We start from the raw sequence: 22,083 nt of genomic DNA on the forward strand, positions 1-22,083 counted from the left end.
CAAAAAATAATTTTCTTGATTGTTTTACGCAAATAAGATATAATGATAAGAAAAATTCAGAAAAAATTAATGGAAGTAGATATGTTTAGCTGTATACAGGAAAAACAAAGAATTAAAAATGAAAATTTTACTGTTCTTATTGTTGAAGATTCAAGAGTCATTAACAATACATTAACAGCAAGATTAAAAGAACAGGGTTTTCGCTGTTTGCAGAGTTATGATTTGGCAAAGGCACGAGAGATTTTGCAAGAAAATGAAATTTCTCTTGTTATTCTTGATTTGCATCTTCCCGATGGAGAAGGTGAAGATTTAATTGATGAGATTAAAGAAGCCAACAAAGAGACTAAAATTGTTATATTTACTTCAGAAAATGATCTTTTGCGAAGAGACGAGTTGTTCAGACTCGGGATACTGGACTATCTGCTCAAAGGAAAAAATGCAAATTTAACAGTCAAAGAGATTTTGTCCATTATCGAAAGTATGCAAATAAATCCAAATTATACACTGCTGATAGTCGATGACTCCCGTGTTATCAGAAGAATGATGAAAAATATTTTATCTTCTTGCGGGTATACGATTCTTGAGGCACACAATGGTACAGAAGCGATTCAAAAAGTCGCACAGTCCAAGATTGATTTAATGCTGTTGGATATGCAGATGCCGGATATGAGCGGGTTAGAGGCTTTGAAGCAAATCAAAGAAGATGAAAAAAATTTCCATTTACCGGTGTTTATGATTTCGAGTACCCTAGATATAGAAGTGATGCGAGATGCGTATAAAGCGGGGGTGCTGGATTATTTCAAAAAACCGTTTTCTCCTGAAGAGCTCAAATTAAAAGTAGAGCAGGTTATTCGTCAAAAACAGATTGAAACTGAACTGCAATGCAGCATGAAAGTCAGTACACTTTGCAAAAGTTATTTAAATGAGTTTTATGCAACGGCAATCTTTTATACAGATACAAAATTGAAATATGCAAACGAAAAATTTAAAAATGAGTTTGGAGAGTCTTCTTCAAATATGGCACAGGCTTTTGGAAAGTTTGACGCAAAATTTATTGAAGATATCATTATAACGATGAAAAATTATCAGACATACAGCAAACAGGTGACAGATAAGCAAGGCCAGCATTATCTTGTGAAGGCATTTCCAATGCAAGAAAATGAATATTTAATCTCTTTTGAAAAAGTAAACTGTAGTTAATCATCCTGAAATTTGGCATAGATGGTTTTTATTTCATCTATGTTTTGGATAAAATATTCGACAATCTGTGGGTCAAAATGCTCTCCCTTTTCGGCGATTAACAGCTGTAAGGCTTTGTCAAAGTCCCATGCTTTTTTATACGGCCGGTTTGATGTCAGTGCATCAAATACATCAGCAACAGCTACAATTCGGGCATATAAAGGAATCTCTTTGCCACTGAGTCCTTTTGGATACCCTTTGCCGTTGTATTTTTCATGATGTGACTGGGCTATGACTGCTCCTGCCTTGAGAAAAATATTCTCTTTGCCTTGCAATATTTTCGCACCAATTATGGAGTGCTTTTTCATTTTTTCAAATTCATCTTCTGTCAGTTTTCCTGGTTTGAGTAAAATGGCGTCATCAATGCCGATTTTTCCTATGTCATGCAGAGGAGCGGCATAGTAAATAATATTTTGTTCTTCTTCAGAGAGTCCGGCTGCTTTTGCCAAAAGCTTAGAATAGTGAGAGACCCTGCTGATATGGCTTGCTGTTTCGGGATCTTTGTACTCTGCTGCTTTTGAGAGTACCTCAAGGGCTTCATATTCGCTCTTTTGCAATGCGGCTGTTGCTTTTTCTACCTTTGTTGTTAAAAGTTCATTGAAATGCTGCGTGATATTGAGAGAATTTTTCAGTTTCAAAATATTATTTAAACGCAGTTTAAAAACAAGCGGAGAGATAGGTTTTGTCAAGAAGTCTGTTACACCATTTTCAAGGGCACGGTGCATCATTTCGTTGTCATTATTGGCTGTGATCATAATGCTTACCAGGTCAGGATAGAGTGTTTTTGCCTGCTTGAGAAGTTCTATCCCGTCCATTTCAGGCATATTGAAGTCGGTAATGAGTGCATCAACAGTGTTTGATTGTATATAGCTTAATGCTTCGTGAGCATTTTCAAAAGTCTGGATATGCTCGTAGCCTTCTGCATTTACAATACTTTCGAGTAAAAGCAGATTGACTGTTTCGTCATCGACTATGACAATATGTAGTTTATGTTGCATCTTTTAAACCATCCTCCAGTAGATTGGTATAGGTGTTGAGTGTTTTAATTTTGTCATTATAGCTAATTGAAATATTATTGGCTATATCTTTTTCTATCTCTCCCATTATATCAGCTATTTCATCCAGGGCAAGTGTTGCTGAGGAACCTTTGAGTTTGTGGGCCAGGTGCAGTATGGTTTGTGTATCATTTGTTTCAAATGCAGTTTCAAGTTCTTCAAGTGCGCTGCGAAAGTTTGTTGTAAAAGCACTCAGAAGTTTTATGATGATGGTATCATCGAGTTCCAAGCGTTCTTTTATCTCTTTAAGCAGAGCATTAAAATTAAAGTCACCGGGTTTGTCATCTGTGTGAATACTCTGTGTGGGAGCATATTTTGTGATGACTCTTTGGAGTTCCTTGATTTGGATAGGTTTGGCTATATAGTCATCCATTCCTGCAGCGAGAAAGCGCTCTTTGTCTCCGTCAAGTGCATTGGCTGTGAGCGCTATGATGGGAATATGATGCTCTAGTTTTTGTCGTATTTTCTTTGTTGCATCGATACCGTTCATTTTTGGCATATTGACATCCATAAATATCATATCATACGAGGAAGCCGTTGCTTTTTGAACAGCTTCTTCCCCGTCATTTGCAAATTCATAACTGATGTTTGGATGTCTGTTCAGAAGAGATTCTATAAGCATGCGGTTAATGTCATAATCTTCGGCAACAAGAATTTTTAATGTCTGTGTTATAATCTGTTCGTTTTCTTTATGCATTGCAGCATGATTTTGCATTTTGGAGAGAAGAAAATTATATAAATTCGAACCAAAAGATTCATCAAAAGTCAAATCAATACAATCAAGATGCTCATTATTGCATGTATCGCTGATACAGATGATTTGTTCCCGCGGGAGAAGATCTCTTGCCTGCATACCAACAGTGGTATCCAGGGTTAATAAAATAGTGTTTTGAGAAAGTTTCTTTGTAAAATCATCCTCTTTGGGCAAACGTGTATAGTTCAGATGAAAAGAGTCTAATGTTTGGGCTATCTTTTGTATAACAAATTCATGATTGTCTTCTATGAGTATCAGTTCATAGTCTGCTAAAAGCTTCTTCAATGTAGGCATGCCTGTACACTTTTTAAATTCCAAATCAAAGAAAAATGTGGTGCCTTTGCCTTCTTGCGACTCTACTTCCAGTTTGCCTCCAAAGAGTTTTACCAAATCTGCACTTATGGTGAGACCGAGTCCTGTACCGCCGAATTTACGTGTGGTAGAGTCATCGGCTTGAGAAAAAGGTTTAAATATAGTTTGCAGTTTTTCTCTTGGTATGCCTATGCCTGTATCATGAATACTAAAACGGATAGTTTGAAAATCGTTATTTGTTTTTATAACCTCCGTCTGAAAGAGAACCTCTCCATTTTCAGGAGTGAATTTAATGGCATTTGAGAGAAGGTTTGTAATGATTTGGCGCAGTCTTGTCGGATCACTGATAATGCACTCAAACATTTTTGTATCAAACTTATGCAGATAGAGCAATGATTTTTTTTCTGCCAATGATTTAAGAAGCTCATAGGTTGTATTGAACTCAACATAAGGATTTATTTCTATATGTTCAAGTGTTATTTTATTGTTGGCAATTTTTGAAGAGTCAAGAATATCGTTAATAATGTTTAAAAGTGTCTGGGTTGAACTGTTGATGATATCTACATATTTTTTTTGTGTATCTGATAGCTGGGTGTTTTGCAAAAGTTCTCCAAAGCCCAAAATACCGTTCATCGGTGTTCGTATCTCATGGCTCATATTTGCCAAAAACATTGCCTGCGCCGCTTCTGCCCGTTGTGCTTTTTCTTTTGCCTGCTCGAGTTCGGTAATGTCATTGAAGGTATTGATGATATAGATGGTTTCATCATCATAAACAACCTGACGGGACCGTACATGATAAATCCGTTCCTGGTTATTTGCATCAAGCATCATTGCCAGATGAATTTTATAAGGCTCTTTTAAAACTGTGTCATACCAGACTTTCGGTCTTTTTTCTTTTTTCAGATAGCCCTCTTTTTCTATAAAAAGGTCACAGATACACTCATGCCAGCTTGTAAAATCTTCTAAAGTTTTATATCCGAAGCGCCTGTAAAATGCTTGATTGACTTTGTCTATTTTATTGTTTTTTGTGACAATGACTATGTTTTCTTCATTGTCAAGGAGCATATTTGTAAATTTGAGTTGATTTTCATAGGCTTTTTTACTCTCGATAACATCTGTTATATCTTCGCGGATAGCCAAATACTCTATGATAGTATGGTTTTGATCAAAAATTGGAAAGATATGTGTTTTTATATAGTAGAGAGAGCCGTCCTTTTTGCGGTTTGAAAGTGTTCCGTGCCAGATATTGCCTTTTTGTATGGTTTGCCATAAATCTTTAAATACATCTGCTTCAATCAGAGGACTGCGTACTATATTATGCGATTTTCCCAGCAGTTCACTTTTTTTGTAGCCGCTGATTTTTTCAAACTGTTCATTGACATAGGTGATTTTTCCCTGTAAGTCAGTTTTTGAAATAATGACAACACTGTTGATGGCTTCTAAAAATTCGTTAAGTTTGAATTTTGTTGCATCAAACTCTTTTTGTTGGAGTTGAAGGTTTTTGGAGACATAGTCGATGAGGTGCAGGGTGGCACTCTCTGTCAATTTACCTGTTTGCACAGGTGCGTCTGTTTGTTTTGGTGCTTCTTTTTTTATATGTTGTGTATTTTTTTCATTAAGAAACAGCAGAGTATTTGTAATATTGAGCAGATTTGCCTGTTGCGTGTCTGTATAAAATTCGCCATAGGTAAAAAAGCCTGCTGTAGGGGCAAGTTGTGCTATGTGGGAGAATGCTTTTTCCAACTCAAAGGACAAAAACTGCTTGCGTGCGGCGCAGGAGTAGATAAAGGCAGCCTGAATTTCTTTGTTTTCTTCTTTGAGTATTTCTTCAGGGTGATGTGCATTCACCTGTGTGGCACTTCCCAAACCGAAACTGACTTTGTCTCCTTCTTCAAAAAGTCCTGCATAGAGGATACTTTCATCTTCGAGAATACTCACCATTGCACGCGCAACCAAAACACCGTTCTTTTGCTTTAACAGAGGAAATTCGACTGCCGAGGCGGGAAGATTTGTCACAACGTCTTCGCCTAAAACTTCTGTATAGAGTGTTTTTACGGGTTTGTTGTCTATTTCATAAACTCTGTTGCCCTCTGCTTTTGTCACTGTAAAAGTCGGACCGACGGCTCTCCAGCCAAGGTTGTAATCACTTGTGACTTCAAGGTCTTCTCCTCTGAGCGCAACTCCAACAGCACCTTTTTTGTAAATTTTGTTTTGATAAATGACAAAAGTATCATCAAAGCTAAAAAGGTCTGCAGACATACCACCGGCTACAAGAACGCCTGTTTTATTGCAGGAGTTAAAGCCGTTAAGGTACTCTTCTCCAATGTGTGATAATCCATCTACAAACGAGATGACACATTTTGTATCGTCTTTTAAAAGTTCATTGGCAACTTTGACACCAAGCCGATAGGAATTTTCATCATCCATGTATAATGTTTGGAGGGTTGTATTTTCAAAAACAGAGATACTTAAAACAACACTTCTCTCCAGCATTTTGTCTTCAAGAATCTCTCCCGCACTTGAACAGCCGATGAGTTTTGCATGAGGCAGGATTGCACAGACATCATTTGCAATGCGTTCTATCTCTTCTTTATTTTGTAAAGAGGTGAATATTTGGATTAAAATTTTGTCATCAAAAAGAGGCACATCGTTTACATGTAAATACTCGATGAACTCTTTTTTTGATGTGTAGTTATAGTTTAGTTGTTTCATAAAGGATACTGTATAATCTTTTTTTATTTATTCTAGCAAATTTAAACTTTATCTGACATTTATCCTTTTCATAGGCGGTTTGTAGTGTGGGTCTTTTCCCTCTACCGTCCATAACTCTTTTGCTAAAGCACTTACACTCTTTTTAAAGTCGTTTTCTATAAGTATTACATCTGAAAAACTTTCAAAAAGCAATTTTTCTTCTTCTTTACATGTAAGTATATTATTTTGTTTTGGAAGTGTGAGTGCTGTTTTGTTTTTGAGATTGTACAGATGCCAAAGACTTAAGAAATCTTCGGAATATTTATTCAAAAGATGATGTGCATAGAGCTGAAAATTTTTATATTTGCTTTTTTCAAAAAGATTTACAATCAGTGTTATTGTCTCTTTTAGGTGCACAAAAGGCACCATGGAAAAGAGCTGTCTTGCCACACTTTTTCCGCTGTCGTGTTCGGCACCTATAAAAACTCTTGCGCCGCCGTCGGTATCTCCGAAGTTATTGGTTTTCAAGCCTATGAGCCCGATGTCGGTATGGCGATGGCGTCCACACCCTTTGGCACAGCCTGAAAACCCGACTTTTATTTTATGTTCGTAGATTTTTTCCAGGGGCAGGTATTTGGCACTTTCATCCTTAATGCTCCAAACTGCGTAGGGACAAAGATTGCCGGCACAGGATACTACTGTAGAGCTGAGCGCGGGCGAATCAAAAGGCGCTGTTTTTTCGTTTATGCCGACAATATAGATGTTTTGGTCAATCCCCAAACGAATATGGGCATCGTGTTTGTTCGCATAGTCGCTGATTTGGCGCATCTCTTTTGGCGAGAGACGGGCGAAGTCTGTTTGATAACAAAAGGCATATTTGTTGTTGTTTAAAAGTTCAAATTCATTAAATTCGCCATGAAAAAGCTGCAGTTTGCCGGCAGCATTGAATTTTTTTCCATAGACATCTTCGATAAGTGCTTTGAGTCTGTCCAGCCCCAACTCTTCTATCATGTAAAAGAGTCTGGTTTTAGAACGTGAAAAGCGTGAGCCGTGCGTATAAAATGTCTCTACAAAAGCCGTAAAAAAATCAAAAACTTCCTCATAAAGCAAAAATACATCTGCATCCTGTGCTATTTCCGTATTTTTGCCGCCCATATAGACATTAAAACCGTAAGTGTTTTCTTTTTTGGCAAGTGCAAAGTAGAGGTCATTTGCAAAAAAGGAGTTGACATTTGCCTCGTTACCCGAGATACCGATACTGACACGGCGGGGCAGCATGCCGACATATTTCGGGTTTTTGATGATGTAGTCCTGCATCTGTTGTATCAGCGGATAGACTTCAATTTTTGCGTGTTTGTTGGCGCCGTCATAGACATCAGTGACTATATTTCTGATGTTGTCGCCAAAACTTTGCCAGGTAATGAGTCCGTTTTCATTCAAGAGTCTAAAAAGTTCATGGACATCGTCGGCTTCGACATCATGGAGTTGAAAGCCTGCACGTGCCGTGACTACAAGGGTTAAATCATATTTGTTGACAATATCTGCCAAAAAATTAAACTGTTGTGTGCTGATTCTGCCTCCGGCTACGCGAATACGAATGGTGAATTCATCTTCCAAAAAATCGGTATTGAAAATGCCAAAATCCTGCAGATAGTACCTGTCACCTTCACCCAGACTCTCAAAATCAATGGTATCGAACTCTTTGACAAAATAGTCATAGGGTTTGAGTCTGGCTTTGTAGCGTTCACGTTTGTTGAGTTTTTTTTCTAACTCTTCTTGCATATAAGTACCTAGATGTAAAATAATTAGAGTGATAATAGCTATTTTTTCTTTACATGGAGATGATATAAGTCAATTTTAGTTAGATTTATACTGTTTGGAATCGGTACTTCAGTGCCGACCTTGTGCTTTCAAGCCGCAAAGCCCGCACTGAAGTACGGGTTCCTAAGAGGAGGTTTATATTTCTTCGGAATCGGTACTTCAGTGCCGACCTTGCATTTTTAAAACTAATTTTTTTTCTGTAGTACCGACTGTTATTGATAACAAACAAACTATGTTATAATTAAAACAAAAAAAGGATAACACCTATGGCAAAAGAACACTCGTTTGATATAACGGCAAAAATAGATATGCAGAATTTGAAAAATGCTATTAACCTGGTAGACAGAGAAGTCTCCAATCGTTATGATTTCAAGGGAACACCGTATGAAGTGAATCTGAAAGAGAAAGACAAAGTACTGGTACTTGTTGCTTCGAGTGATAACAAACTGGATGCACTCAAAGACATTGTTATAGCAAAACTGCTAAAACAGGGGCTTTCCTCAAAAGTGCTGGATGAACTTCGTGTGGAAGATGCCAGTGGAGGCACACGCAAGGCGACTTTTAAAATTGTGGATTATATAGAATCCAAAGAGGCGAAAAAAATCACTGCAGATATTAAAAAGATGAAACTCAAAGTCAATGCCCAGATAGAAGGGGATTCTATCCGTGTAAAAGGTGCAAAGCTTGATGATCTGCAAAAGGTGATGAAGATGGTGCGTGAAGGCGAGTGGGAAGCTCCTTTGGTTTTTGAAAACATGCGTTAGCAGGGGAAAAAAGATGAAAAAGATGAGCATAAATGATGCGGCTGAGTATTTTGGTGTTTCAAAAGAGGCTATACACAACCGGGTCCGACGGGGTTCTTTGCAAAGTGTTGTAGAGGACGGTGTCAAAATGGTGCTGCTGGATGAGACACAGGCAAAAACAGGGCGAAAAACTGTGCAGCCAAGACGCAACACACTCAGCAATGACAGATATTACAAACTTCTTGAAGAACAAAATCAAAAACTGCAGTCGCGTGTGGATACTCTGGAGAATGAAACAAGGAGCCTTAGAGACCAAAAAGAGCAGATGCTTATAGCCGAGCGTGAAAAAATAGAAAGAATCTATAAAGAAAAAGATGAACAGCTCAAAAATATTCTCAGCAGTATTTCGTCACAGTTTATGCTCAATGCTCCGCAAGAAGCAGTAGCCGAGGAGGAGGAGATGCTTGAGGCAGTAATAGAATCCGAGGTTGCCCAAGAGAGCAAGGTTGTCTCTTTAAACAGGCATCTTAAAAAACGTGGTTTTTCAGCAAAAAAAATCAAAAAAATCAAAGCAAGATTTAAAAAGAGTGCAAAAAAAGATGAAAGAATTATTATTGTAGGGAAAAAATATTACATAGATACAAAAAAATATGACTATAGTGATATAATTGGCTAATCTTTTTTAAGGGTGGTATATGCATATAATTATTGCGGGTGCCGGAAAGGTTGGTTTTAACCTTGCCAAAACACTGAGTGTGGGACACAACGTTACTGTCATTGATAAAAATTCACAGGCTTTGGACAGGATACAGGAGAGTCTGGATATTTTACCGCTTCAGGGGGATGTCGAAGACATACATACATATAAGCGTTTTATCGGTCAGGAAATCGACCTGTTTATAGCAGTGACAAATATTGACAATGTAAATCTTATTGCTGCAATGACAGTAGATGCGGCTTTACATGTAAAGAGAAAATTTGTACGGGTGCAAAAATATTTTTTTCAAGAGCAGGTTATCCAAAAGAGACTTGCTGTTGAAAAAGTTATTTTCCCTTTAAAGCTTACCTCGGGGGCCGTTTCTTCACTTCTTTTGTACCCAAAAGCAAATAATGTAAAATTTTTTAAATACACACCCTGCAAACTTATTTCTGTTATGGTTTCAAGCAAAACACTTCCGCAAAGCATCAGTTCTGAGCATTTTAAAATAGTCGGCATTGAACGCAAGAAGGATTTTTGCATTCCTGATGCAGATGTGGAAATTCTTCCCAATGATCTTGTCTATTTTTTTGGTGATGAAAATGAAATCAAGCAGGTGTGCCAGAAATTGGATGTGGACAACACTCTGGATATTCAAAGATGTGTTGTATTTGGCGGTGGTGAACTGGGGATTGCCATTTCACAGGAACTTCTAAAAGCAGACAAAGAGGTCAAACTGGTAGAAAAAGATTTAAAACTTTGTGAAACAGCGGACGAAGAGCTCAAAGGCAGGGTCTCCATCATTAACTATAAATACGGTTCGCATGATATTTTTGAAGATGAAGGACTGGAGAGTGCCGATATTTTTATAGCAGCGACCAACAATGATGAGTATAACATCATAAAATGTCTCGAAGCAAAAGAGAGCGGCATAAAAAAAGTGGTTGCGATTAACAATGAAATGGAATATTACAACCTGATGCACTCTTTGGGGATAGTCGTTGTCAGAGGTCCAAAAATGAGTGCCTACAATGCAATCATGGAAGAGATCAGTTCTACAGGTGTTGTTATTCAAAAAAGTTACTGCGGGGCAAAGGCAGTGGTTTTTATGCGTAAAGTTTTTCCCGCCTCGAGGCTTATTGACAAAGTGATAAAACCTTTACATGTAAAAGAATCCAGCCTCTTTTATATAAGAGAAAATGTGATACGGAGTCTCAGTGAAAAAATGAGACTGCAGGAAAATGATTTGATTGTAGCTTTTTGTGCAGTAAAAACAAGTGCAAAAGTAAAAGAATGGATTTATGAACTATAAAAATGTGCTGAAGATTCTCTCTCTTATAGGCATTACTGTTTCTGCACTTTTTTTGTTTGATGTCTTGATAGGCGTTATATACAAAGAAGCGTATGGAAAATTTTTGCTTTATGACGGGGTGTTTTTTTTGATCAATCTTGGCGTATGGCTGTGGCTGAGAAAGCATGAACTGGATTTGAAAATAAAAGAGAGTATCCTGGTGGTTAATCTGCTCTGGGTGTTGCTTGGCGTTGCCGGAGCCATACCGCTGTTTCTTTATACAAATGTGTCTCTTGCCTCTTCGTTTTTTGAAGCCGTCAGCGGATTTACAACAACGGGAGCAACAGTTTACAGCGATATAGAAGCTCTGCCCCATTTGATACTTTTTCACAGAAGTCTGATGCACTGGCTTGGAGGGCTTGGCGTTATTGTCTTGGGCGTTGGGCTTTTGTCAGTCATCAATCCTACGGGAAGCCTCTCTCTTTTTAAAGCCGAATCAACAGGAATTTCTCTTGAAAAACTGACACCAAAAATAAAAGATACAGCCTTGCGTCTGTGGATAGTATATGCCCTGCTGACACTGGTTGACATGCTGCTTTTGAAGTTTTTCGGTATGAGTTGGTTTGATGCGCTCAACCATGCCTTTTCGACAGTTTCCACGGGAGGGTTCTCTACAAAAAATGATTCTCTTGGCTCTTTTGGCAATGATGGCATTATTTGGACAACGACAATTTTTATGATGCTGGCAGGGATAAATTTTTTAGCCCATTTAAAGCTTTATTTCAGGGATGTCAGCGGGTACAAAACAGAAGAGGTCAGATGGTATTTTACAGTTTTTTTACTGCTGAGTCTTGCTTTGAGTCTTGTACATGTAGATATCAGCGGAGATTCTTTTTATGATGCCCTCAAACACTCATCTTTTACGATTGCTTCTGTCATGACAACAACAGGATTTGCAACTATAGATTACGGCTCCTGGTCGCATTTGGCTATAGCAATTATATTTTTGGGGCTTTTGATGGGGGGCAATGCCGGTTCAACGGCAGGCGGCATTAAAATCATCCGCCATGTAATTATTTTTAAAACACTCTCTGCGGAGCTTAAAAGAATACTGCATCCAAATATGATTATTTCTGTTTTTATCGACGGGCTCAAGCAAAAAGAGCGGATTTTGTCTTCAACGTTTGGTTTTTTTACGCTTTTTATGATTACTGTAGCCATAGTAACCGTCTATATTTATGCCCGGGGGTATGATGCGATGACTGCAGTTTCGGGTGCATTTGCCATAGTGGGCAATATCGGTCCAGGATTCTCTATGGTAGGCCCTGCAGACAACTTTTCTTTTTTCTCTGATTTTGACAAAATCTTTCTCTCCGTGGCTATGATTATAGGCAGATTGGAGTGTTATACTGTTTTTGTCCTGCTCAGCAGTTCTTTTTGGAAAAAGTTCTAATACAATCTTAATAAAAAGTGTTATAATCTTTTTAAAGACTTTAAAGTAGAAAATGAGATGATACAAAATCATATAACAGAACAGACAGCTATTTTTTTCAGTGTTACAAAATGGGTTTTTCTCTCATCAATTATCGGCATAATGATTGGTGCAACAGTTACAGGCTTTTTAAAAATTTTAGCCTATAGTGAAACAAGCCGTTCTTTTTTGCCGTTTGAATACTACTATACGCTTCCTTTTGCCCTTGTTCTGACTGTATGGCTGGTGAAAACCTTTGCCCCGAGTGCAGAAGGGCACGGAACGGAAAAAGTTATTTCCGCAATTCATAAAGATAACGGGAAAATAGATGTTTCTGTCATTCCCGTAAAAACACTTGCGACCGTTTTAAGTATTTTTGCAGGTGCTTCTGTCGGAAAAGAGGGTCCTGGCGCGCAGATCGGGGCAGGTGTTGCCTCTTTTATTTCTACGCTTTTGAAGTTTCACAAACAAGACAGAAAAAAGCTTGTTGTATGCGGGATCAGTGCCGGTTTTGCCACAGTTTTCGGTACCCCGATAGCCGGAGCAATCTTCGGTGTTGAGGTGTTAATTATCGGTGTGATTATGTATGATGTGCTTCTGCCGTCTTTTATTGCAGGTTTTGCCGCTTTTACAACAGCCCAGTTTCTGGGGATAGAATATACCTATTATGACCTGCATTTTTTTCAGGATATCTCTTTGGATATCTGGCTGATAGCCAAAGTGGTCATTGCCGGACTCTTTTTCGGTTTTGTCTCTGATATAGTGATAACAACAATCTACTACAGCCATACATATGTAAAAAGCATCAAAATAAATACATACATCAAAGCCTTTGTGGGCGGTATTTTGATAGTCGCACTGACCTTGGTCTTCGGTGAGCAGTATATAGGTTTGGGAATGAGTACAATTGCAGATGCTCTCAATCCCCATACCGCTGCATCTCAGGACATTCACTGGTATACATTTCTTTTAAAAACAGTATTTACTTCTCTTTCTCTTGCCGCAGGAGGAAGCGGGGGTGTCATTACGCCGATCTTTTACATCGGGGCAACAAGCGGGCATTTTTTTGGCTCCATCATCTCTCCTGAACATATTACGCTTTTTGCAGCCCTCGGCTTTGTAAGTGTTGTTTCGGCCACCACAAATACACCTATTGCCTCAACGATTATGGCAGTAGAACTCTTCGGGATAGATATCGCACACTATGCAGCACTTGCAGCAGTTATAAGCTTCTTGATTTCAGGGCACAGAAGTATCTTCTCTTCACAGATTCTGGCCATGAGAAAATCCGAAATGCTGAGTGTAAAAATAGGTGAAGAGGTAGAAAATATAAGTATTTCGCTGGAAAAACACGAGATAGATAAAATAGAAAAATTTCGAAGAAGACTTCATAAAAAAAACAAAAAGAAGTAAGCATTTCTTTGGAACGCGGACTTCAGTCCGGGCTGAGAGCGGCAAAACTATTGCAACAGCCGGCACTGCAGAAAAAAACTTAGTTTTTTTCACAAGTCATGCTTCAACATAGAAAGTACCGGTTCCGAGAAAGCATTATAAATCAGTGAGTTTCAGACGCAGGCCTTTGATGTGAGAAACAGGGTAGGCGAAGGTAAGCCCTCTGCCGTTTCCTGTGATGTCGAGTTTTGTTATTATTTCTCTTATAATTTTGTCAACATTTTTTGTCTGGGTGATAAACATCAGGTTTGCATCAGTCGCGCCCGCATGGAGTCTGTCATAAAAATTTTCCATATGTTCAAGCCCCATACCGTGTGCACTCATGATAGTTACCCCTCTTGCACCCGCATCTCTTGCTGCAATAATTGCCTCTTCCTGTTTGTCTTTTGGAACGATTACATGTACTGCAGAAAAGCTCATATGCGGAGAGTGGTGTAGTGCGTCTGCACCGTCCACTCTTATAGTTGAGAGTTCCATATTCTGTACATCTTCGAGTGCATGTCGCAACTCTTCCATATGGATTTCTTCTTTTTCCCGCTCTCCTTTAACGCCCATTTTTTCTGTAATAATACCATAGAGCATAACGGTAAGCATTGGAAACAAAGAAGCAAAGGCAATGAGCCCGAAACCGTCTATCAACGGGTCTCTGCCGTCTATGTTTGTTGCCAGTCCAAGTCCAAGAGCAGCAACAAGAGGAACTGTAACGGTTGAGGTTGTGACTCCGCCGCTGTCATAGGCTATGGGAATAATGTATTTTGGTGCCAAGAAGGTGAGAATGATGACAAAAATATATCCGCTTATGATGTAGTAGACTATTTCACCGCCGGTAACGATTCTGTAGGCTCCGAGTGCAATTCCTATAGCAACGCCCAGCGCTACAAAAAGACGAAGAACAAAGTCATTGATTTTACCGTCACTGACCTCTTTTGCTTTTCTAGCGATTGCTGTAAGCGCCGGTTCTGCCATGGTGGTTGAAAAACCGATAAAAAAACCAAAAGAGTAGATGATAAGGTTGTTGTCATAACGGGTAAGCTCAAATGCCATAGTCTCACCGACAGAAAAAAGTCCCATCTCCAAACCGACTATAAAGGCATCAAGCCCCAGAATAACCAGCCCGAAACCTATCATCACGTTCTTGAGATTTTCTATGGGTTTTTTTAGAATGATGTACTGAAAAAAGAGAATAATCGCCAAAATAGGCAGGACATCTGTGATGACACCCAGCAGTCCTTTTAAGATTGTCATGGCGCTAAAGTCCAGGTTGACTGTCTCAATCTCTTTGATAACAGCAGGAACAACAGTTGCAGAAGCATCTATGAACTGGTACACAACGATACCGTAAAACTGTACAAATATCATAGGTGTGAGCGAAGCAAAGGCGATGAGACCAAAGCCGTCAAGTACAGGATTGCGCCCTTTGATGGTAGAAGCCAGTCCTATACCAAGGGCGGCAACAAGCGGAACGGTGACAGTGGATGTGGTAACTCCGCCCAAATCATAGGCAAGGCCCACTATCTCCTGGGGAGCAAAAGCCGTTGCGCTGACAACCAGGATATACCCTGCAATGATATAGTAGTGGATAGGATGCCCTTTAATGATGCGCCATACCCCTAAAACAATGGCAAAACCGACAGAAAAGGCAACAACAGTTCTTAGCACTGTAGCGTCAATCCGTCCTGCACTGATACTTGCAGCCTTGTCTGCGATGACGATAAGCGCAGGTTCGGCAATGGTGGTTCCAAAACCTATCATGAAGCCGAAAATCAAAATCCAAAAGGTTGAGCCTTTGTGGGAAAATTCACTCGCAAGCCCTTCTCCTACAGGAAAAATCCCGACTTCAAGACCAAGTAAAAATACTGCAAGCCCCACACCGACGATGCCTAAGCCTATGGACGTGCTCAGCCAGTTTGGCGGGACACTCTGGATGATGGCAAGCTGGAAGAACATAATCACAAGTATGATTGGCAAAAGGTCACGGAATGACTCTTTTAGAAGTTGCAAAAAAGTTGAAATGCTCAGCACGTTATATCTCCTCTCGTTAATTTTCCAGAACCTGTACTTTAGTGCGGGCTTTATGTTTTGAAGACTAAAAGACGAAGCTAAAGCATCGCTTCCGGAAATTATTTTATGCAATAATATCGAAAAATATTATAAAACTGCTATAATTTTAAAATGAAAACATTATTTATAGGCGGCATTAAGAGTGGAAAATCCCGTAGTGCCGAAAATTACATTAAACAACTCTCAGACAAAAAACCTGTCTATCTGGCAACGACTGAATTCATAGATGATGAAATGCAAGAACGTATAGCACAGCACCAACAGCAACGCAAGAGTGATTTCATCACAGTCGAAGAGGCGATAAATCTCAGAGAAAAAATAGCTTTGCAGGAGGGTGCGGTACTTGTTGAATGTGTAAGTATGTGGATCAATAATATGCTCTATCGTGAAAAAAGTTATACGGAAATGGAAGCGGAATTGGCGAATGTTATAGCATTAAAACAAGACATTGTGTTTGTTATGAATGATGTGAGTTGTGGCATTATCCCTGAGAATAAACTTGCCCGTCAGTTTGTGGATATCAGCGGAAAGCTCTCTCAAATGCTTGCACAAAAATGTGATGAGGTCTATCATGTTGTGGCCGGAATCAGTACACAGATAAAATGAGCAAACTCTTCAAAGGCTTTACTCTGGCTGTTTCAATGCTCAGTATTCTTCCTTTTTTTAAAGTGCATGATTTTTATAAAGGCATAAACGGCTATGCGGTGATGTTTTATCCGTTTGTCGGTTTTTTGCTCGGTTTGCTTTTGTATGGTACTTTTTTGTTGCTTACTCTTATTTTTCCGCCTTTACATGGTAGCCTCATTGTCTTTTCTTTGTGGGTTTTAGTGACAGGTGCCTTGCATCTTGATGGTTTCGCAGACACTGTAGACGGCTTGTTTGTTCCCAAAGAAAAGGCTTTACATGTAATGAAAGACCCCTATAACGGCGGGATGGGTATGATTTTTACGGTAGTGTTTTTATTGCTCAAGGCATCTTCTGTAGCGGCTTTGGATGCGATGTATCTTTTACCTGTCGTGCTTATGCTTTCACGTTTTACGGCAGTTGCTGCAATCTGTCTCTATCCCTATCTCTCTGCAAACGGAATGGGTGCCTTGGCAAAAAAAGAGTTTTCGCAAAAACAGTTTTTGATAAGTGTGGTATATGTTACAGTAATCAGCATACTCTTTCACAGTTTTGTTTTGCTGTTTGTTGCTTTGTTGGTGCTGTTTGTATGCAAACATTTTTTTATGAAGCGATACGGCGGGTTTACGGGTGATATTTACGGTTTTTGCATAGAAGTGACAGAACTTGTACTGTTAAATGTTCTTATAGTCGGTTTGGTATGAAAATAACACTTGTCCGCCATAGTGAAGTGCAAAAGGCATATATCGGCAAATATAACGGACATAATGACATAGGCCTTTCAAAAAAAGGGCATGAGGATGCCAAAAAGCTGGCAAAAGCTTTTACATGTAAAGCATTTGATTTGGTCTACTGTTCAGATCTCAGACGGGCAAAAGAGACAATACAACCCTTCTCTCAGGCAAAAAAAGCAGTATATACATCAAAATTGCGGGAAAAATCATGGGGAAGACATGAAGGACTCGGATATGAAGAGATTAGGGCGCAAGGCATAGAATATGAAAACTTTGCACAGTGGATAAAAGCCCTTGACGGCGAGCCTTATGGAGTTTATATACAAAGAATAAAAGAATTTTTCTTTGAAACAGTGTTGCAACAAAAAGCTGAAAATATTTTGGTTGTAACACATGCAGGCGTTATTAGAACTTTTATGGCAGTTGTGCAAAATCTGTCACTCGAAGATGCTTTTGGCATTGCGCTTCCTTATGCGTCATATACTGTTTATGATACAAAATTACAAACTTTTAGCACTATTAAAACTTAGCTCTGCTATAATACCGCTCTTACAACAAAGGACAGCTGGCCGAGTGGTCGAAGGCGCTCGCCTGGAACGCGGGTGTAGAGCAATCTACCTAGGGTTCGAATCCCTAGCTGTCCACCATCTGTTTATAGTAAAATCATTAAGCTTCTATAAAATAACCAATTCCCTGATTATTTTTGATAATGTCAGTTTTTAGTTTGTTTCTGAGCCGCCATACCAAGGTTCGCAAATTGTTTTCGGTTATCAGCTCTTCTTTGTTCCATATATAGTTTGTGGCCTGTTCAAAGGTGACTACCTGTCCCATGTTCAGGAGAAGAAGCTTCAAAAAAAGGCTCTCTTTTTTAGTCAGTTTGAGCTTTTGGTTTTGATAAAAAGTTTCTTTTGTTTTGAGATTGAAATGGTAGCCTGTTGCAAATTCAATAATATTTTTATCTGCTTTTTTTGTTTTTTTATCTATTTTTTTTATTTCATAGCCACGGGAAGCTATATAGTTTTCTATATCTACTATATCTGTATCATTTGCTTCGAATACCAGTACAACATTTTTACTCACAAGCTCCTCCGTTAATATTAAAAATAGCAATAGTATAACAATGAAGTGTAAAAGCTGTGTAAAATATTTCTTTTAATCAACTGATAATTATGATAAAATTTCATTATGATAACTCAGTTTTTCAAAAAATATCTCAGTATTATCTTTATTATTGCAACTTTTATGGGTGTTTTTCATCATCATAATGATTTGAAACAGCATAACGACTGTAAAATCTGTACAGTGCAGTCAAGCCTGTCACATGCCGATACCCCTGTTGCCATAAATTATCTGACAGCACTGGAAATACTGAAAGAATCTGTTGTTGCGCCTCTAGTCTCGTTACATGTAAAGCAGGTTCACAACACTCTTCAAGCACGAGCCCCTCCAAAAATCTCCTAATTCAATACCGTTTAATCCAAGCAGCTTTTTCGGAACCCGTACTTCAGTGCGGGCTGAGAGTGGCATGAAAGAAACAGCAGTCGGCACTACGGAAAAAAATTTAGTTTTTTTCACAAGTCACGCTTTAGCGTTAGAAAGTACCGATTCCGACAGCTTTTTCGGAACCCGTACTTCAGTGCGGGCGAGAATGGCAGGAATGTTTCAGCAGTCGGCACTGCAGAAAAAAACTTGGTTTTTTTCACAAGTCATGCTTTAGCGTTAGAAAGTACCGATTCCAAATAGTGCAGCTTGGATTTCAAAAAAAAACATAAAAATTACTACTAAAATATTGGAGAATAAACAATGAAAAAAAGACTCTGTCTCTCTGTGCTTGTATGCTCCTCTTTATTTGCGGATGCAGATATGGATGCACTCAAACAGCAGTTGGAACAACAAAAAATCAGTATGCAAAAACTAGAAGCGAAATTTGAGGCTTTGAATACAAAACAATCGCAGATGCAGGTGACACAAAGTGTCAATACCTCTGCCTCTTTTTCGCAAAATGCCTATTTGCCGGATATCGCTTTGATTTTAAATATGTCGGCAGTAAGTCGGAATGTGAAAAACAGTGATTATGAAAATTTTCAGATACCGGGTCTTATAAATGATGATGGTATATCACCGGCGCCTTTGCCCTTTAACAAAAACAGAGGCTTTAATCTTAATTATGCAGAAATAGCCATGCACTCTGTAGTTGATCCCTATTTTCAGGCCTATGCATATTTTCATCTGCAACCAAACGAGTTTGAAATAGGTGAGGCATATATTCTGACTACATCTCTGCCTTATGGGCTAAGAGTCAAAGCCGGAAAATTCAAAAGTGATTTTGGACGCATAAATGCAAAACACCAGCACTCCTGGCATTTTGATGCACAGCCTGTTATTTATGAAACACTTTTTGGTCCCGATGGCATCAGTGATCCTGGTGTGCAATTCCAATGGGTTGTCCCGACAGATACATATATTATGGCGGGTGCAGAAGCGATGCAGGGAACAAATGACAAAAGTTTTGGCGATACCGAGTCAAATAATCTCTATGTCGGCTATATAAAATCAAGTGTCGATGTTGGCGATGATTTGTCAGTTCTTGGCGGTGTAAGTATTGCCCACGGGAAAAATACAACAGCAAATACTACCAATGTTTATGGCCTTGATTTGACACTGCGTGAGCAGTTAGGAAGCTACAGCGCAGTTGTCTGGCAGAGCGAATATCTTTACAGAAACAAAGATGTCGGCACAGGAACAGATAAACAGGCAGGACTTTACAGTGAACTGATTTATCAGTATAACAACAACTACTCAGCAGGTTTGCGTTATGGGGCAATTACAAAAAATGAGACAGACCTGTCTTCTTATGCGGGCATTGACACGGGTAATTTGGACAGGTACACAGCCGAACTGGAGTATAAACCATTTCCGATGTCACGTCTGCGTCTCTCTTATACTTACGACAGAACAAAAATCATAGCCGGTGAGAGAAAAAACATCAGTGAAGTAATGCTCTCACTCAACATTGCAGCAGGTGCACATGGCGCGCACTCGTATTAGGAGAAACATATGATAAACATTAAAACTATACTACTAACAGTTTTACTCACAAACTTTTTGTTTGCTACAGTCAAAATAGATACAACATATACAACAGCCGGTGCCATTGCGCAAAAAATAGGAGGAGATTTAGTACATGTAACGGTTCTTGGAAGTTCGAAGTATGACCCGCATTTTATTGTACCCAAGCCTTCGCTTATCGCAAAACTCCGTCGTGCAGATTTGCTCATCATTAACGGAGCAGGTTTGGAGCTTGGCTGGCTGCCTCCGCTTTTACGTGCTGCAAACAATGCCAAGATTCAAAACGGAGCCAAAGGCTTTTTGGATCTGTCTCACTATGTGCACTTGATAAATGTACCGACAACCGTTTCACGTGCTTTTGGTGATGTGCATGCACAGGGCAATCCTCACTATACAACAGATCCTTATGCTGTCCTGCCGATGGCAAAAGCCATAGCACAAAAACTTTCGCAAATTGACCCGCAGCATGCAGGGGAGTATGAAAAAAATTTGAAAAAGTTCACAAATGATTGGCAAAACTATTTACAAAAGTTTGATGCAAAAATGCTTACATGTAAAGATAAAAAGGTCGTACAGTATCATCCGCTTTTTAACTATTTTTTACAGCGATACAACTATAAAATATATGGAACGATTGAACCGCTTCCGGGGATTGCTCCGAGCTCAAAACACACTTTGGAATTGATCAATATAATGAGAGACAAGGGTGTGCAAAAGATTTTGCAGGATGTTTACCATGAGAAAAAAACAGCAAAATTCATTGCAGGAAAGACAGGAGCAAAAGTTCTGATTATTCCCCATGACTTAGGGGCTGACGGCAGTAAAACACTGCAAGAGTTTTATAACAGAATCGCTAAGAGAATATGTCAGTAGTCGAGTTACTGTGGCCGGCTTTTGTGCTGGCTGTTGCCTTAGTGTTTATCCACTCTGTATTTGGTTTGGAGATTATTAAAAGAGGTGTTGTTTTTACCGACCTGGCGATAGGGCAGATTGCCGCTGTCGGCATGGCGCTGAGTGTTGCATTTATGGATTCGCAGTATCAAAGTGCCATGACCCTGCTTTTTGCACTTTTGGCTGCCGTAATTATTACCTGGGCTACAAAAAAAGTACAAAAGATTGAAGCGTTTATAGGATTGTTATATGCTTTGGGTATATCTTCTATAATGCTCATACTTGCACAAAGTGCAGAGGGGACCGAACTTTTTTCCAAACTCAGTGCGGCAGATATTCTTTTTACTTCAAGTGAAGACCTGTATAAAAGTCTGCTGTTATACAGCGGCATTGCCTTTGTTATGTTTGTGCTTTATCCAAGAATGAGCGGTGCAAAAAAAGAGTTTTTATTTTTTGCAATGCTTGCGTTAACCGTGACATCTTCTGTGCAGTCTGCCGGTGTGCTGGTTGTGTTTGCTCTGCTTATCGCTCCTTCATTTGCAGGGTTGAGCCAAAGAAAAACAAAGCCCTTTGTGTTTGCCTGTCTGTTTGGTTCTGTGAGTATTGTGTTAGCACTTTTTGGTTCATACTATTTAGATTTGCCGACGGGATATGCTATTATATTTGTAACAGTTTTGTTTTCACTTGTTTTTGTTGTTATTTCCAGTATAATGAGTTCTAAAAAGAGAGTAAATGAAAAGTAAGATATTGGTCGGTTTGCAGTTTTTTATTATATTTTTGATGATTTTGCCTTTGGGCTCAAAAACCCAGCATTTATATAGCGGTTTGGTGATTCTTGGTCTTGGAATAGGCATCGGACTTTTGGCGATAAAAGAACATAAAAGAGGAAACTTTAATATTCGCCCCGATATAAAAGAAAATTGTGAACTGGTCACAGGCGGTATATATGGATATGTGAGGCATCCTATGTATCTTTCGGTCTTGGTGAGTATGTTTGGTGTCGCCGTGATCTATTTTACCTATTACGAGTTTGTGCTTTTCCTTTTTTTGCTGCTGACGCTTTTGGCAAAACTGTTTTATGAAGAGAGTTTGTGGCAATGCCATAATCCGGCATATATTGCATATATGAAAAAGACAAAACGCTTAATACCTTTTGTCTTTTAAAAAAGGCTGCTGCA

The 22,083-nt window shown here is 39.0% G+C and carries 20 protein-coding genes and 1 tRNA gene; 16 read left to right on the forward strand and 5 right to left on the reverse strand.

Annotated elements, in window-relative coordinates:
• The first annotated feature begins 69 nt into the window (after positions 1–69).
• Positions 70–1,200, forward strand: coding sequence for a response regulator (locus ACM66U_RS00195; protein ID WP_188110000.1), 1,131 nt, complete (start codon positions 70–72; stop codon positions 1,198–1,200).
• Here the strand turns inward: ACM66U_RS00195 and ACM66U_RS00200 are convergent.
• From ACM66U_RS00200 to ACM66U_RS00210, 3 genes are read right to left on the reverse strand one after another with little or no spacing between them, the layout of a single operon-like run.
• Positions 1,197–2,237: an HD domain-containing phosphohydrolase gene (locus tag ACM66U_RS00200; protein WP_151901423.1), complete on the reverse strand. Its 1,041-nt coding sequence runs from the start codon at positions 2,235–2,237 to the stop codon at positions 1,197–1,199. The genes ACM66U_RS00195 and ACM66U_RS00200 overlap by 4 nt on opposite strands.
• Entirely contained in the window at positions 2,227–6,072 is a 3,846-nt protein-coding gene (locus ACM66U_RS00205; protein WP_418640854.1) for an FIST N-terminal domain-containing protein, read from the reverse strand. Before ACM66U_RS00205 ends, ACM66U_RS00200 begins: the two co-directional genes overlap by 11 nt.
• 48 nt (positions 6,073–6,120) lie before the next feature.
• The gene (locus tag ACM66U_RS00210) at positions 6,121–7,833 is read right to left on the reverse strand and encodes a nitrite/sulfite reductase (RefSeq protein WP_418640855.1); all 1,713 of its coding nucleotides are present in this window, start codon (positions 7,831–7,833) and stop codon (positions 6,121–6,123) included.
• 305 nt (positions 7,834–8,138) lie between these two features.
• Here ACM66U_RS00210 and ACM66U_RS00215 point away from each other — a divergent pair, with 305 nt between their 5' ends.
• From ACM66U_RS00215 to ACM66U_RS00235, 5 genes are read left to right on the forward strand one after another with little or no spacing between them, the layout of a single operon-like run.
• A complete protein-coding gene (locus tag ACM66U_RS00215) occupies positions 8,139–8,636 on the forward strand; it encodes a YajQ family cyclic di-GMP-binding protein (protein ID WP_418640856.1) in 498 nt (165 codons plus the stop codon).
• A 13-nt stretch (positions 8,637–8,649) separates the two neighbouring features.
• On the forward strand, positions 8,650–9,291 hold the full coding sequence (locus ACM66U_RS00220) for a DNA-binding protein (RefSeq protein WP_418640857.1): 642 nt from the start codon (positions 8,650–8,652) through the stop codon (positions 9,289–9,291).
• Positions 9,292–9,310: 19 nt separating this feature from the next.
• On the forward strand, positions 9,311–10,624 hold the full coding sequence (locus ACM66U_RS00225; RefSeq protein ID WP_418640858.1) for an NAD-binding protein: 1,314 nt from the start codon (positions 9,311–9,313) through the stop codon (positions 10,622–10,624).
• Positions 10,614–12,056, forward strand: coding sequence for a TrkH family potassium uptake protein (locus tag ACM66U_RS00230; protein WP_346389091.1), 1,443 nt, complete (start codon positions 10,614–10,616; stop codon positions 12,054–12,056). Before ACM66U_RS00225 ends, ACM66U_RS00230 begins: the two co-directional genes overlap by 11 nt.
• Positions 12,057–12,113: 57 nt before the next feature.
• The gene (locus ACM66U_RS00235; protein ID WP_418640859.1) at positions 12,114–13,487 is read left to right on the forward strand and encodes a chloride channel protein; all 1,374 of its coding nucleotides are present in this window, start codon (positions 12,114–12,116) and stop codon (positions 13,485–13,487) included.
• Positions 13,488–13,622: 135 nt separating this feature from the next.
• Here the strand turns inward: ACM66U_RS00235 and ACM66U_RS00240 are convergent, their stop codons facing one another.
• Positions 13,623–15,548: a DUF1538 domain-containing protein gene (locus ACM66U_RS00240; RefSeq protein WP_418640860.1), complete on the reverse strand. Its 1,926-nt coding sequence runs from the start codon at positions 15,546–15,548 to the stop codon at positions 13,623–13,625.
• 150 nt (positions 15,549–15,698) lie between these two features.
• Here ACM66U_RS00240 and cobU point away from each other — a divergent pair, with 150 nt between their 5' ends.
• The 4 genes from cobU (at position 15,699) to ACM66U_RS00260 (ending at position 17,592) form a co-directional block, all read left to right on the forward strand.
• Positions 15,699–16,193: a bifunctional adenosylcobinamide kinase/adenosylcobinamide-phosphate guanylyltransferase gene (cobU, locus tag ACM66U_RS00245; protein WP_346389093.1), complete on the forward strand. Its 495-nt coding sequence runs from the start codon at positions 15,699–15,701 to the stop codon at positions 16,191–16,193.
• Positions 16,190–16,915, forward strand: coding sequence for an adenosylcobinamide-GDP ribazoletransferase (gene cobS, locus ACM66U_RS00250; protein WP_418640861.1), 726 nt, complete (start codon positions 16,190–16,192; stop codon positions 16,913–16,915). The genes cobU and cobS overlap by 4 nt, the downstream gene beginning before the upstream one ends.
• Positions 16,912–17,475, forward strand: a complete 564-nt coding sequence (locus tag ACM66U_RS00255; RefSeq protein ID WP_418640862.1) for a histidine phosphatase family protein — start codon at positions 16,912–16,914, stop codon at positions 17,473–17,475. Before cobS ends, ACM66U_RS00255 begins: the two co-directional genes overlap by 4 nt.
• A gap of 29 nt (positions 17,476–17,504) precedes the next feature.
• Positions 17,505–17,592: transfer RNA gene (locus ACM66U_RS00260), tRNA-Ser, on the forward strand.
• Positions 17,593–17,611: 19 nt separating this feature from the next.
• Here ACM66U_RS00260 and ACM66U_RS00265 read toward each other — a convergent pair.
• Complete coding sequence (locus ACM66U_RS00265) at positions 17,612–18,025, reverse strand: winged helix-turn-helix domain-containing protein (RefSeq protein WP_230973279.1); 414 nt, start codon at positions 18,023–18,025, stop codon at positions 17,612–17,614.
• 105 nt (positions 18,026–18,130) lie between these two features.
• On the opposite strand from ACM66U_RS00265, the gene ACM66U_RS00270 reads away from it, so the two are divergent.
• The 6 genes from ACM66U_RS00270 to ACM66U_RS00295 all read left to right on the forward strand — a co-directional run bounded on the left by ACM66U_RS00270 (position 18,131) and on the right by ACM66U_RS00295 (position 22,069).
• Positions 18,131–18,406, forward strand: a complete 276-nt coding sequence (locus tag ACM66U_RS00270; RefSeq protein ID WP_418640863.1) for a hypothetical protein — start codon at positions 18,131–18,133, stop codon at positions 18,404–18,406.
• Between the two features lie 64 nt (positions 18,407–18,470).
• Positions 18,471–18,662: a hypothetical protein gene (locus tag ACM66U_RS00275; RefSeq protein WP_418640864.1), complete on the forward strand. Its 192-nt coding sequence runs from the start codon at positions 18,471–18,473 to the stop codon at positions 18,660–18,662.
• Between the two features lie 86 nt (positions 18,663–18,748).
• Positions 18,749–19,993 (forward strand): hypothetical protein, encoded by a 1,245-nt coding sequence (locus ACM66U_RS00280; RefSeq protein ID WP_418640865.1) that lies wholly within the window; start codon positions 18,749–18,751, stop codon positions 19,991–19,993.
• Between the two features lie 9 nt (positions 19,994–20,002).
• On the forward strand, positions 20,003–20,887 hold the full coding sequence (locus tag ACM66U_RS00285) for a metal ABC transporter substrate-binding protein (RefSeq protein WP_346389096.1): 885 nt from the start codon (positions 20,003–20,005) through the stop codon (positions 20,885–20,887).
• On the forward strand, positions 20,878–21,648 hold the full coding sequence (locus ACM66U_RS00290; protein ID WP_151901408.1) for a metal ABC transporter permease: 771 nt from the start codon (positions 20,878–20,880) through the stop codon (positions 21,646–21,648). Before ACM66U_RS00285 ends, ACM66U_RS00290 begins: the two co-directional genes overlap by 10 nt.
• Positions 21,638–22,069 (forward strand): methyltransferase family protein, encoded by a 432-nt coding sequence (locus tag ACM66U_RS00295; RefSeq protein WP_418640866.1) that lies wholly within the window; start codon positions 21,638–21,640, stop codon positions 22,067–22,069. The genes ACM66U_RS00290 and ACM66U_RS00295 overlap by 11 nt, the downstream gene beginning before the upstream one ends.
• Positions 22,070–22,083 lie beyond the last annotated feature (14 nt).

The sequence above is a fragment of the Sulfurimonas sp. ST-27 genome, from assembly GCF_048081595.1.
Lineage (GTDB): Bacteria > Campylobacterota > Campylobacteria > Campylobacterales > Sulfurimonadaceae > Sulfurimonas > Sulfurimonas hydrogeniphila.